This window comes from Qipengyuania flava (assembly GCF_019448255.1).
GTDB classification, from domain to species: domain Bacteria; phylum Pseudomonadota; class Alphaproteobacteria; order Sphingomonadales; family Sphingomonadaceae; genus Qipengyuania; species Qipengyuania flava_A.
The window spans coordinates 605,419-618,121 of sequence record NZ_CP080410.1 but is presented as its reverse complement, the minus strand read 5'-3'; the positions used below and the strand labels follow the sequence as shown (position 1 = coordinate 618,121).

Genomic DNA, 12,703 nt, shown 5'->3' with positions numbered 1-12,703 from the left:
TGCATAGCACAGTCTTGTCTGGCGCGGGAGGAGAGCGAAATCGTGAGCGCAGGCGGAGATCCGGATCCCGTTAATCACGTCGTCGTTGTCGGCGGCGGGACGGCCGGTTGGATGACGGCAGCGGGCCTGGCGAGCATGCTTGGCCCCACCGGACTGCGCATCACTCTGGTCGAATCCGAAGCCATCGGCGTGGTCGGCGTGGGCGAAGCGACCCTGCCCCACATCAAGCAGTTCAACGACACGATCGGCGTGGACGAAGCCGAGTTCATGGCCGCCACCAGCGCGACGTTCAAGCTTGGCATCGAGTTCGTCGACTGGGGCCGCAAGGGCGATTCCTACATCCACCCTTTCGGTGATTTCGGAATGCCCAACAACGGCGTCGCCTTCCACCAGTACTGGCGGAAATTCGCCGACGTGGAGGAGACGGGCCCGCTCGATTCCTATTCGCTTCCGGTTATCGCCAGCCGGATGGGCCGCTTCCAGCCGCCAAGCGATGATCCGCGCTCGGTCCTTTCCACCTACCGCTACGCCTACCAGTTCGACGCCCTCCAATACGCGCCGTTCATGCGCCGGCACGCCGAAGCGCGCGGGGTGACACGGGTGGAAGGCAAGGTCGTCTCGGTCGAGCGCGAGCCGGAGCAAGGGACGATCCGCTCGATCACGCTCGAGGACGGGCGCAGCATCGAGGGTGATTTGTTTGTCGATTGCACCGGCTTCTTCGGGCTGCTTATCGAGAAAACCCTGGAGACCGGATACGAGCGCTGGGACGAGTGGCTACCTTGCGATCGGGCCGTCGCCGTTCCGTGCGAAAGCAGTGGCCCGCTGCTTCCGTTCACGCGCGCCACAGCCGACACCGCCGGATGGCGCTGGCGCATCCCGCTCCAGCATCGCACCGGAAACGGTCATGTCTACGCAAGCGCTTTCACCAATGACGAGGAGGCCTGCGAGAGCCTGCTTACCAACCTCGATGGAGCCGCTCTGGCCGACCCCCGCGTGCTGCGGTTCACGACGGGGAAACGGCGCAAGTTGTGGAATGGCAATTGCGTCGCCATCGGACTTTCGGGCGGTTTTCTGGAGCCGCTGGAATCGACCAGCATCTACCTGATCCAGGAAGGCATCACGAAGCTTCTGGAGCTGTTCCCAAGCCATGGCGGTTACCATGTGGAGCGCGAGGAATACAACCGCCGGATGGACCTCGAGTTCGAGCGCATTCGCGATTTCCTCGTCCTTCACTACCACGCCACGGAGCGTGACGATTCCGCGTTCTGGAACCACATGCGCACCATGCAGGTGCCGGATTCGCTGGCGGAGAAGATCGAGCTCTTCACCGCGCATGGGCATGTGGCGCGCTACGACCACGGGCTGTTTCTCGTACCCAGCTGGGTCGCGGTGATGATCGGGCAGCGTATGCTTCCGCAGAGTTATGACTGGCGTGTCGACCAGCTCCCTTCGGCAGAGGTGCGCCAGCATCTTGCTGGGCTGAAGAACCACATAGCCAAGGCGGCGGCCTCCATGCCGGATCACGCGGAATACCTGCAAAGCTACACTCATCGGCGGAGCGCTGCATGAAGCCGTTCCGCATTCGCGTGACCGGCCTCGGGGCCATGCCGATGGTCGTGGGCGCAGAACTCGCCCGGCGCCTTGCCGGCGCGGGCGCCGAGGTCACCATAGCGGCCTCGCGCGTCGAAGACCCGGCGCAGGTCGTCCTGCTAAGGCCCGAATTCCACCGCTTCCACGCCGAGATCGGGCTCGACGCCGCTGCGCTCGATGCGATTGGCGCGAGGGCTGCTTTTGCGACCGAGATCGAGGGTGTGCAGCTGCCCTTCGATGGTTACGGGCCGGCGCGAGGGGGAGCCGAGTTTCACCAGCACTGGCTGCGCGCGCAAAGCCTTGGCATGCCCGACCGTATCGAAAGGTTCTCGCCGGCCCTGATGCTTGCGAGCAGAGGTAGCACCCTCTCCGTCTCGCAAGCCCAGCGCATGCCCATCGCGTCCGGTATCTGCGCTGCGCATGGCCGCTATGCCGACCTAATGAGGGAGCGAGCGCAAGCCTTGGGCGCGCGGCTCGAAGACGCTTCGCAGGCAGTCTCGCCCGACATAACCTTCGCATGCCAGGTGCAGCCCGGTCTCACACGCTGGGAGGGAGAGACCGTTAATCTCGCCTGCGGCTATCAAATTCCGGGCCTCGCCTTCCGCAGCGCGTTGCTTGGCGCGCAGCGCTGGCTTTCGCTGGCCGCCGGGCCTGACAGCTCGCCACCGGAACAGCGCGAGTTCAACCGGCTCTCGCAAGCCGAGGCCGAGCGCATTGCCGATATGGAAGCGCTCCTGTTCGATACCGACTACGCCGGGTCAGACCGGCCAGCCTTGCGGCGCAAGATTGACGTCTTCTCGGCCTGCGGACGCGTTCCGCAGGAGGATTATGAGGTTTTCGCCCTGCACGAATGGCTGGCGGCCCTGCTGGCGCGCGGGTTTATGCCCCGACGCCATGATCGCCTGGCGGATGCCGTGCCCGAAAGTGAGCTGATGACTTGGCTGGATCAGCTCAAGAGCCAGCTTTCGACTCCGGGGATCGCCGCATGAGGGCAGGAGAGATCCGCAAAGTTGTGATCGCAGGTGGTGGAACGGCGGGATGGATGACGGCCGCCGCCCTCTCGAAATTCTGCAAGCGCGCCGGCATCGGCGTAACGCTGGTCGAGTCCGAGGCCATCGGAACCGTAGGGGTCGGCGAGGCCACCATTCCTCCCATCGGGACCTTCAACGAGCGGCTTGGGATCGACGAGGACGCTTTCGTCCGCGCCACGAAGGCGACCTACAAGCTGGGTATCGAGTTCGCCGACTGGGGTGCTCCGGGAGAGCGCTATTTCCACCCGTTCGGCACTTATGGCTTCGACCTTGAGGGGATCGAATTCCACCACTTCTGGACCCGCCTGAAGGCGCTGGGCGACCCGCATGGACTTGGCGATTATTCGCTCAACGCGCTGTGCGCCTATGGCGGCAAGTTCATCCGCCCCGAACCCGACCACGGCCCGGTAGTCGGCAAGCTCGCCTACGCTTTCCATTTCGACGCCGGCCTCTACGCCGCCTATTTGCGCAACCTTGCCGAAGGCTGGGGGACGACGCGGATGGAGGGCCGGATCGAGACGGTCGAGCGCGATGGGGAAAGCGGCCTCGTGACAGGGCTCACCCTCGATGGGCAGCGGAGTGTCGAGGGCGATCTCTTCATCGATTGCACCGGCTTTCGCGCGCTGCTCGCCGAAGGCGTTTTCGAAGCCGGTTTCGAAGACTGGAGCCATTGGTTGCCCGCGAACCGTGCGGTCGCGGTGGCGTGTTCGCGCGATGGACCGCCCGAGCCTTACACCCGGTCGACCGCTCGTCCTGCCGGTTGGCAGTGGCGCATCCCGCTCCAGCACCGCACCGGCAACGGGCATGTCTATTGCGATGAGCACATGAGTCCGGACGAGGCCGAGGCCATCCTTCTCTCCAGCCTCGAAGGAGAGCAGCTGTCCCAGCCCAACCATCTGCGCTTTTCGACCGGGCACAGGCGCGCGTTCTGGTCGGGCAATTGCGTTGCCATCGGGCTTTCTGCCGGTTTCCTTGAACCGCTGGAATCGACCAGTATCCACTTGATCCAGTCCGGCATCGCCAAGCTGGTTTCGCTCTTCCCGCAAACACGCGACGCCCCGGTCGAGCGGGAGGAATACAACCGCCTGATGCGCGACGATTTCACCCATGTGCGCGATTTCCTGATCCTGCACTACAAGGCGACCCGGCGATCGGGAGAGCCCTTCTGGGACTACGTCCGCACGATGGATGTCCCGCCATCGCTCGAGCGCAAGCTGGCGCTGTTGCGGGGTTCAGGGCGGTTCTTCAAATACGATGCGGAGCTCTTCGACCTGACCAGCTGGCTTGCCGTAGCCGAAGGCCAGGGATGGGGGCCGGAAGGATACAATCCCATGGTCGAGGCGCTGAGCGAGGACAATCTTTCCAGGAGCCTTGCCAACATGCGGGGCGTCCTGGCTAAGACCGCTGCGGCGCTTCCCACGCACGAAGCCTTCCTGGCGCGCCAGGGATCGCTTGAGGAAGGTCGCAGCGCATGAGCCAGTCGCACCTTCTCGACCGGATCGTCATTCTTGGTGGCGGGACCGCAGGCTGGATGGCAGCGGCCGCGCTTGGCAACGTGCTGCAGGGCACGCGGACCAAGGTCACCCTGGTGGAATCCGAAGAGATCGGGACCGTCGGCGTGGGCGAGGCGACCATCCCGCCGATCATCAGCTTCAACGCCATGCTCGGCATCGACGAAGACACCTTCGTGCGCGAGACCAATGCGACCTTCAAGCTGGGCATCGAGTTCGTGGACTGGCTGGAGAAAGGCCACAGCTACATCCACCCCTTTGGCGATTTTGGCAGGGATTTCGATGCGATCCCGTTCTACCAATACTGGATCCACCGCGCGCTGGCCGGCAAGAAGGATGACCTGTTCTCCTACGCGCTGATGGTCGAAGCGGCGAAGGCCGGGAAGTTCATGCGCCCGCTGACCGACCGGCCGCAATCGGCGCTGTCGGGGATCAATTATGCCTTCCAGTTCGACGCGGCCCTTTACGCCCGCTTCCTTCGCCGGTTCTCCGAAGCGAAGGGCGTCGAGCGGATCGAAGGTAAGGTCGCGCGGGGCGAACAGGATGGCGAAAGCGGTCATGTCGCGGCCCTCATGCTCGAAGACGAACAGCGCATCGAAGGCGATTTCTTCATCGATTGCTCGGGCTTTCGCGGCCTCCTTATCGAGCAGGCGCTCGCCACGGGTTACGAAGACTGGCGTGAGCACCTGCCTTGCGACCGAGCGCTTGCCGTGCCCAGCGAAAGCAACGGGTTTCCCATCCCCTACACACGCGCCACCGCGCGCGAAGCGGGGTGGCAATGGCGCATCCCGCTGCAACATCGGACAGGCAACGGCTACGTCTATTGCAGCGAATACCTGGACGATGAGAAGGCCCGCGAAACGCTGCTCGGCAATCTCGACGGGAAAGCCCTGGCGGAGCCGCGCCTGCTGCGTTTCATGACAGGCAAGCGCAAACGCGTCTGGAACGGCAATGTGCTGGCGCTCGGCCTCGCGGCCGGGTTCATGGAGCCGCTGGAATCGACCAGTATCCATCTGATCCAGACGAGCCTTGCCCGCTTGCTCACCCATTTCCCGGACAAAAGGTTCAACCCCGCAGACATCGCCGCGTTCAACGCACGAACGGACCGTGAGTACGAGCGTGTGCGCGATTTCCTCGTCCTGCACTACACCGCCACGCGGCGCGACGACACGCCCTTCTGGCGGCATTGCCAGACCATTGCTCGCTCGCCCGATCTCGCGCGGCGCATCGCCCAGTTCGAAGCGTCGGGGCGGATCTACGAGGAAACGGGCGATGTCTTCGGAACCGCCAGCTGGCTGGCCGTCATGCATGGCCAGGGGATCGAAGCCAAAGGTGCGAATCCCCTGATCGCAAAATTGCCGATCGAGCGGATCGATTCGGTCATCGAGCAGATCGGCGGCACGATCCGGCATGCGGTTGAAAGCATGCCGACCCACGAAGACTTCATCCGCAAGAACTGCGCGGCAGAGGGCCTCCCGCCGCCTTAGGCTGTTGCAAAGGGGCACCAGTTTCGCGCCCGTTCGAGACCAGAGTTGACAACGTTGCCAATTTTAGGACAGAACATACTGGACGATCTGAATCACAACCCCTCATGAAGGGGTGATCGACGGGAGGGAAAATACATGACTTTGCGGAAAGGCACCGCGCGCGCCGTTTGGGGCCGCTCACTCATGGCCAGCGCATCGACGCTCGGCCTGCTGGCGGCCTCGCCGGCGCTGGCCCAGGAAACCGACGATCCGGAAGCGGATGACGAGAACACGATCATCGTCAGCGGCATTCGCGGCTCGCTTGCAACCTCGCAGGACCTGAAGCGCGATTCCGACACGGTGGTCGATGTCGTCACCGCACAGGACATCGGCGCCCTGCCCGACCGCAGCGTCTCCGAAGTCCTCCAGCGCGTGCCCGGCGTGAACGTCCTGCGCTTTGCCGGTCCCGACGATCCCGACCACTTCGCAGTCGAGGGCTCGGGCGTCACCATCCGCGGCTTCCCCTTCGTGCGTTCGGAACTCAACGGTCGCGATGTCTTCGGTGCGAACTCGGCCGGCGTGCTCGGTTTCGAGGATGTGTCGCCCGAGCTGCTCGGCAGCGTGGTGGTCTTCAAGAACCAGACCGCCGACCTCGTCGAAGGCGGCATTGCCGGCACGATCGACCTGCGCACCCGCGTGCCGTTCGACACCAACGGCCAGCTCATCGCCTTCTCGGCCGAAGCGAACTACGGCGACTTCTCCAAGGAACTCACCCCGACTTTCTCGGGCCTCTACTCCAATGTCTGGGACACCAGCGGCGGCCGGTTCGGCCTGCTTCTGAACGCCGCCTATAGCGAACTGAAGTCGCGCGCCGATGCCGTAAGCATCGCCGACTACCGTGAAGCCGATTACGGCGAGGGCACGGTCTACGTGCCGGGCGGCGGCGGCGTTCGCAGCCAGGAATTCGAGCGCGAGCGCCTCACGCTTGCCGGTGCTCTCCAGTACGAATCGGACGACGGTCGCTGGATTGCCACGGCCCAGTTCCTCCGCTCGGATTCCGAGCTCGTCTGGGGCGAGAACGTCACTGAGACAACGGTGGACAATTCGGGTTCGCGCGACGGCCTCGATCCCAGCGATTTCGTCTTCGACAGCGACGGTGTGTTCCAGAGCGGTACCATCACCGACAACAGCCATTGGCGAGGCCCCAACGGCACCGCCGCCTACTTCCCTTCGACCGGCGGCCAGCAGCTCGCCCTGTTCCGTGAACAGTATTCGAAGGATGTCACCAGCGACTTCGGCTTCAACCTGAAGTTCGCCCCGACCGATCGCCTGCGCTTCAACTTCGATGCGCAGTATGTCGATTCGAAGGCAGAGATCGTCGACCTCACGGTCCATGGCTCGTTCTTCGCCCCGATCTTCATCGATGCCAGCGGCAGCGGCGTTCCGGTCGTGCGCCACGTCATCCCGGCAGGCGAGCCCGACACCTATTACCAGGACCCGTCGAACTTCTTCCTGCGCTCTTCGATGGATCACATCACCGAGAACGAAGCCGACTCGCTCGCCTTCCGCGGCGATGTGGAATACGACTTTTCCGAAGATGGCTGGCTGCGCAGCATGCGCGCCGGCGTGCGCTGGTCCAAGCAGGATAGCCTGCTGCGCCAGACGGACTACAACTGGGGCAACATCTCCGAAGTCTGGACCGGCCGCGACATCCAGGGTCGCTCGGGCGGCGACTTCAACAGCTTCGAATCGGTTGTCCTGCTTGGTGGCAATCCCAATCCGGCAATCGAGAACGCGGTTGGCGGCCTGTTCAATCTCTACGACTTCGACGGGTTCTTCCGGCGCGGCAGCGGTTCGACCGGCCTGTCGGGCGGCATCCCCATCTACAACGGAGTGGCCACCTCGAACTACGGGTCCTGGGCGGACGCCATCGAGGCCATCCGCGCCGCTGCTGGCGGTGCCACGGGCAACGGGCCCTATGGCGGCCCCTACGCCACGCTGGGCAATCGTGAAGGCGCTTCCGAAAGCCTGATCCCGGGTTCGGTCTTCTTCCCGAGCGAAGTCGGCAATGTCGATCGCGAGACCTTCTCGGCCTACGCACGGCTGGACTGGGGCCACGATTTCGACAGCGGCGCGATCCTGAGCGGCAACTTCGGCCTGCGCTACGTCAACACCTCGCGTACGGTCGACACGGTGCTTAGCATCCCGGCGTTCGACGCGATCTTCTCCGAAGCGCGCCTGTGCGATCCGACAGCTCCCGAACGGTCGGATCCCGGCTTCACCGAACCCGGCATCTGCGGCGAAGACCTCGGAGCGCTGCGCAGCTTCTTCGGAAGCGGACGTGTGGCAACCGCGCCGGTCAAGACCGACTACGATTACTGGCTTCCGAGCTTCAACGCCAAGCTTGAATTGAACGGCGGCCATGTCCTGCGCTTCGCGGTCTCGAAGACGCTTTCGCGGCCCGGTGTCGACCAGGTGTTCCAGCGCGTTCGCTTCGATACGCTCCCGGACATCGTGGCGGCGGACGGTTCGCGCAGCTTTGGCGGGTTCACGGCTGCGGGTATCGGCGGATCGCCTTCGGGCAACGCGTCGCTGCTGCCGCAGACCTCGTGGAACCTCGATCTCGCCTGGGAATGGTATTTCGCCGATGCGGGCTCGATCACGCTGACCGGGTTCTACAAATCCGTGAACGACTACATCAACTTCGAACCGACGCTGCTTGAAGCGGAAGGGTTCCAGGTTGCCCGCAACACGCTGATCAACGCCGACGAGAACGCCTCGCTCAAGGGCTTCGAGATTGCCTACCAGCAATTCTACGACTTCCTGCCCGGTGTGCTCAGCGGTCTCGGCCTGCAGTTCAACTACACCTATATCGACGCAAACGGCGTTGAACCGGTCATCGACCCCGCGCTCCCGGCCGAGGACGATATCCCAGTGGCCCGCTTCGCCAACGACCGGGGCATCTTCCCGCGCGTTTCGAAGCATAACGTCAATCTCGTGGGCCTCTACGAGAAGGGCGACGTGCAGGCCCGCCTTGCCTACAACTGGCGGAGCGGTTTCCAGCTGACCCCGCGTGACGTGATCTTCCCGTTTGCCTCGATCTACCAGCCGGCAACCGGGCAGCTCGACGCATCGATCTTCTATTCGATCAACGAGAACTGGAAGCTGGGCGTGCAGGCGGTGAACCTGCTCGACGACATCACCGAGACCGAGCAGACGATCAACGAAGCCGGCCTGCGGGCGCCGCGGAACTACTTCCGCAACGACCGCCGCTTCAGCTTCATCATCCGCGCTAGCTACTAGCGCCAAGGTCGAACCTTCGGTTTCGCGAGAGGCCCCGGTTGGCAGTTGCCAGCCGGGGCTTTTCGTTGGCGGTGGAGGGCTATGGCTTCCCGGCGCTCACCAGCTTGACCGCCTGCGCCGCCAGTTCCTCTCCGCAGGCGCTGCAGCCAGCGATCAGGTCGAGCCGGGCCCCGCAGGCCTTGTGGCGCAGCAGGACGGGCGGGCCTTCCTCGGCCGCGTAGTGCCGGTCGCCCCAGCGCTGGAGCATCAGCAGGATGGGCAGGTAATCGAGCGCCTTGCGCGTCGGATAATAGGCAAAGCGGTCGGGCCGCGACTGGTAGAGCTTGGCCTTGAGGAAACCGCGCTCGACGAGCCAGCTCAACCGGTCCGAGAGGATGTTCGAGGCCATGGCGCTATCCGCCAACATTTCATCGAAGCGGTTGAGGCCGGTGAAGGCGGACCGCATCACGAGGTTGGACCAGCGATCGCCCAGCACTTCGGCGGCGTCGGTGAACAGCGTTGCCTGCCGCGAGATCGCCGTGCGGTTCCGCTGCTGGCGGCGGCGAGTGTAGGTCGGCTCCATCCAGCCAAGGCCGGGGCCTTCCTCCCACTCAATGTCCTCGGCCACGACCTCCTTGCCGCAGTGATCGCATTGCGGGACCGGCACGGTCTGGTGCCCACAGCCGGTATGAAACACTGCGATACCAAGCGCGTCCCGCCGCGCCGACCAGGTCTTTTCCCAGCGCAGCAGCATCATGGTAACCGGAAAGAGGTCGAGGCCCTTGGGCTCGAGCCGGAATTCATACCGCAGCGGCCGTTCGCTGTAGGGTACCCGCGCGAGAATGCCGTTTTCGACCAGCGTCTTGAGTCGGTCGGAAACGAGCGGCTTGGACAGGCAGGTGCGCGCCCGGATCGGCTCGAAGCGTCGCTCGCCAAGCCAGATTGCCTCGAGGATCAGCAGCGAGGGCGTATCGCCCAGCACTTCCAAGGCGCGCCAGATCGAACAGGTGCGCACCAGGCCTTCGGGCGGGCCATCGCGGTCAAGGGCGCCAAGCAGCATGCGGAGGTCGGCCCCTTTCCTAGGCCCCGCTTCCGACGACGAAGCTGCAATTGGTCGTGCCGGAACCGCCGACGTTGAAGGTCGCAACGGTCTTCGCACCGTCCACCTGGTAGTCGCCTGCCGCGCCGGTCGTCTGGCGCATGGCATCGAGCAGCATGCGCACACCGGTCGCGCCGACCGGGTGGCCGACGCCCATCAGGCCGCCCGATGCGTTGACCGGGATCGAACCGCCGGGTGCGATGCGCCCGTCTTCGACCGCCTTCCAGGCTTCGCCCGGAGCGGTGATGCCGAAATGCTCGATTGCGACGTATTCGTTGATCGTGAAGCAGTCGTGCGTTTCGACCGCATCGATCTGGGCAACATCGGCAATCCCGGCGCGCGCATAGGCGTCGGCGATGGCCTTGCGCGTCCAGGGCAGGATGTAGTCCGAACCCTTGCTGGCGGCGAGCTTGGTATCCATCAGCATCGGCGCCGTGGTGTGCCCCCAGCCCCGGATCCGGGCGAGGCTTTCGAGCGGGATCCCGCGCGCATCGGCATAGGCGCGCGCCTTGCGTTCCGATGCGAGCACCACGCCCGCCGCGCCGTCGGTGATCTGGCTGCAATCCTGGCGCCGCATCCAGCCTTCGACCACGGGGTTGAGTTCATCGTCCTCGGCGAAGTGTTCGTCGGTCAGCGTCCACTTGCGCGTCTGCGCGTTGGGATTGCGCTGCGCGTTGCCGAAGTTGATCTTGGCGATTTCCTTGAGGTGGTCGTGCTTCAACCCGTGGCGGGCGTGGTATTCCTCGGCGAGGTCGGAGAACATGGCGGGCCAGACATAGGTCGCCTCGGTCGCTTCCTCGCCCACCCATACCGCTGCGCCCAGATGGTCGCCCGCCGTCTGGCCGGAGACATTGCGCATAAATTCGACGCCCAGCACGAGCGCGCAGTCGTAGCGGCCCGCCTCGAGGTCCGCCATCGCTGCAAGCGCGGCGAGCGAGCCGGAGGCGCAAGCCCCCTCGTGGCGCGAGGCCGGGACACCGGCAAGGTCGGGATGCACATGGCCGAGAAAGCCGCCCAGCATGCCCTGTCCGGTGAAAAGCTCGCCCACGAAATTGCCGACATGGGCAACCTCGATCTCCTTCGGATCGATCGCGGCGGCTGCGAGCGTGCCTTCCACCCCGTCCTTGACGAGGTCGAAGATGGTCAGGTCCTCGCGCGCGTAGTTGCGGCCGAAATCGGTCTGGTGACCACCGAGGATGAAAATGGGTTCTGCCATGGTCGGGCCCTTTCGCTGCCTTGCGGCTTTCTTAAAGTTCGCTCGCCTGTGCCCAGGTCGCATGCGTGCCGCTGCAGATACGATGCGGCAGGACGATGCGGCACACCGGCCCCTGCTCCAAGTCTTTTGCATCGAAGACGACGCATTCGGACCGGTCGAGCATCAGGTCGGTGACGAAGCTGACGAGATAGCCATCGTCCTCGTCCACCGCTCCCTTTCGCGGAATGAACGGCGCTTCGGAGCCGAAGCGGCCCGCACCGAACATCACCTTCTGGGCGGTGCCTTCCTTGAGGTCGTGTTTCACCAGGCCGTTGAAGAGGAACCAGCCCTTCTCGCCATGCGCGCTGTACACATAGCGGTGCTCGCGGCCGTAGTATTCGGGATTGATGTTGCCGAATTCGACGTTGTCTTCCTGGCACACGCGCTGTTCGATCGTCTCGCCGGTCTTCAGATTGAAGCGGTAGCGGTGGAGGTGCGGGCGCAGCGAATGCAAATCGATGTTCGCCACCAGCACCTTGTAGCGATCGGGCATGTTGTCCAGCGGGGCCGGGAACGGGTTCTTCTGGTGGTATCCTTCGAGGATGAGCTCGTCGCCCTCCTCCCAGCAATTGGTCCAGTGGAGCACATAGGTCGGCTCGGCTTCGAACCACATGACATCCTCGGGCGAGCCATAGCGCGGGAGGACAGCAAAGCGCGTCTTCATCTCGGGCACGAATTGCGGGATGAAATAGCCGTTCTCCAGCGCCTCGGGGATGGGGAACATCGGGAAGTCGTTGAGGACCGAGTAATTGTCCGAAATCGCCATGTCGTGCGGCAGGCGCGTGCCGGGCAGCTCGATCGGGATGTAGTGCTTCAGCTCGTTGTCCGGGCCGACAACGCCGTAATGCATGTAGGGCGCCTTGTCGCCGTAGTTGAAGAACATCAGCTCGCCGGTCTTGTGATCGAGCTTGGGATGGGCGGACAGGCCATCGACCGGCACCCATTCTTCGATCCCCAGCGTGTCGAGGCTTTCCGCATCGAGCAAATAGCCATCGCCGCACTGCCAGAAGGTCGAAAGGATCTTGCCGTTGCGCACCAGCACGTCGGTGGAAGAGCTGTCGCGCATGTGCGAGCCGATCCCGCAGCCCGGGCGCTTCGATTTCTTCGGCGGTTCGGTAAAGCCCGCCCACAGGGCCTCGCCCGCCTCGGCTTCGGCCTCGAAGCCCTTGGTGCGCACGAAGCGGTTCTTGTACTGCGCCTTGCCGCCCGAAAAGCGCATCATGTGCAGCATGCCGTCGCCATCGAAGGGGTGGTAGCGACCGATCGGGTGATGCACCGGGTTCTCGGTGTTGCGCACATAGATCCCGTCGATGTCCTCGGGGATCGTGCCGATCACTTCCATGTCGTCCGCGTCGTATTCCTCGTAGTTCGGAGTCCACGCCCCGTTCAAATAGGGGTGGTCGTTCGGCCGCAGCGTCGAGGCAACGCGGTTGGTCATCTGGTTCATGGCAGGATCCCGAGTCGGTAAT

General features: G+C 64.1%; 8 protein-coding genes. 5 read left to right on the top strand and 3 right to left on the bottom strand.

All coding sequences use genetic code 11. The features are described 5' to 3' along the window. The first annotated feature begins 42 nt into the window (after positions 1-42). The 5 genes from KUV82_RS03180 to KUV82_RS03160 all read left to right on the top strand — a co-directional run bounded on the left by KUV82_RS03180 (position 43) and on the right by KUV82_RS03160 (position 8,901). The gene (locus KUV82_RS03180) at positions 43-1,569 is read left to right on the top strand and encodes a tryptophan halogenase family protein (RefSeq protein WP_258319824.1); all 1,527 of its coding nucleotides are present in this window, start codon (positions 43-45) and stop codon (positions 1,567-1,569) included. After that, complete coding sequence (locus tag KUV82_RS03175; RefSeq protein WP_219955458.1) at positions 1,566-2,579, top strand: tryptophan 7-halogenase; 1,014 nt, start codon at positions 1,566-1,568, stop codon at positions 2,577-2,579. The genes KUV82_RS03180 and KUV82_RS03175 overlap by 4 nt, the downstream gene beginning before the upstream one ends. A 53-nt stretch (positions 2,580-2,632) precedes the next feature. Then, the gene (locus KUV82_RS03170) at positions 2,633-4,096 is read left to right on the top strand and encodes a tryptophan halogenase family protein (protein WP_258319823.1); all 1,464 of its coding nucleotides are present in this window, start codon (positions 2,633-2,635) and stop codon (positions 4,094-4,096) included. Continuing rightward, a complete protein-coding gene (locus tag KUV82_RS03165; protein ID WP_219955456.1) occupies positions 4,093-5,619 on the top strand; it encodes a tryptophan halogenase family protein in 1,527 nt (508 codons plus the stop codon). Before KUV82_RS03170 ends, KUV82_RS03165 begins: the two co-directional genes overlap by 4 nt. Before the next feature lie 135 nt (positions 5,620-5,754). After that, positions 5,755-8,901 carry a TonB-dependent receptor gene (locus tag KUV82_RS03160; RefSeq protein WP_219955455.1) on the top strand — a complete coding sequence of 1,049 codons (3,147 nt, stop codon included), beginning with the start codon at positions 5,755-5,757 and terminating at the stop codon, positions 8,899-8,901. Positions 8,902-8,980: 79 nt separating this feature from the next. Here the strand turns inward: KUV82_RS03160 and KUV82_RS03155 are convergent, their stop codons facing one another. Genes KUV82_RS03155 through KUV82_RS03145 form a run of 3 tightly spaced genes read right to left on the bottom strand, consistent with a single transcriptional unit; the run spans position 8,981 to position 12,681 of the window. Continuing rightward, positions 8,981-9,940, bottom strand: a complete 960-nt coding sequence (locus KUV82_RS03155; RefSeq protein ID WP_219955454.1) for a winged helix-turn-helix transcriptional regulator — start codon at positions 9,938-9,940, stop codon at positions 8,981-8,983. A 19-nt stretch (positions 9,941-9,959) separates the two neighbouring features. After that, positions 9,960-11,195 carry an acetyl-CoA acetyltransferase gene (locus tag KUV82_RS03150; protein ID WP_219955453.1) on the bottom strand — a complete coding sequence of 412 codons (1,236 nt, stop codon included), beginning with the start codon at positions 11,193-11,195 and terminating at the stop codon, positions 9,960-9,962. 31 nt (positions 11,196-11,226) lie between these two features. Further along, on the bottom strand, positions 11,227-12,681 hold the full coding sequence (locus KUV82_RS03145; protein ID WP_219955452.1) for a carotenoid oxygenase family protein: 1,455 nt from the start codon (positions 12,679-12,681) through the stop codon (positions 11,227-11,229). Positions 12,682-12,703 lie beyond the last annotated feature (22 nt).

Coding starts and splice junctions, on each gene's coding strand:
- KUV82_RS03175 (WP_219955458.1), top strand. CDS start 1,566: ATGAAGCCGTTCCGCATTCGCGTGACCGGCCTCGGGGCCATGCCGATG.
- KUV82_RS03170 (WP_258319823.1), top strand. CDS start 2,633: ATGACGGCCGCCGCCCTCTCGAAATTCTGCAAGCGCGCCGGCATCGGC.
- KUV82_RS03165 (WP_219955456.1), top strand. CDS start 4,093: ATGAGCCAGTCGCACCTTCTCGACCGGATCGTCATTCTTGGTGGCGGG.
- KUV82_RS03160 (WP_219955455.1), top strand. CDS start 5,755: ATGACTTTGCGGAAAGGCACCGCGCGCGCCGTTTGGGGCCGCTCACTC.
- KUV82_RS03155 (WP_219955454.1), bottom strand. CDS start 9,940: ATGCTGCTTGGCGCCCTTGACCGCGATGGCCCGCCCGAAGGCCTGGTG.
- KUV82_RS03150 (WP_219955453.1), bottom strand. CDS start 11,195: ATGGCAGAACCCATTTTCATCCTCGGTGGTCACCAGACCGATTTCGGC.
- KUV82_RS03145 (WP_219955452.1), bottom strand. CDS start 12,681: ATGAACCAGATGACCAACCGCGTTGCCTCGACGCTGCGGCCGAACGAC.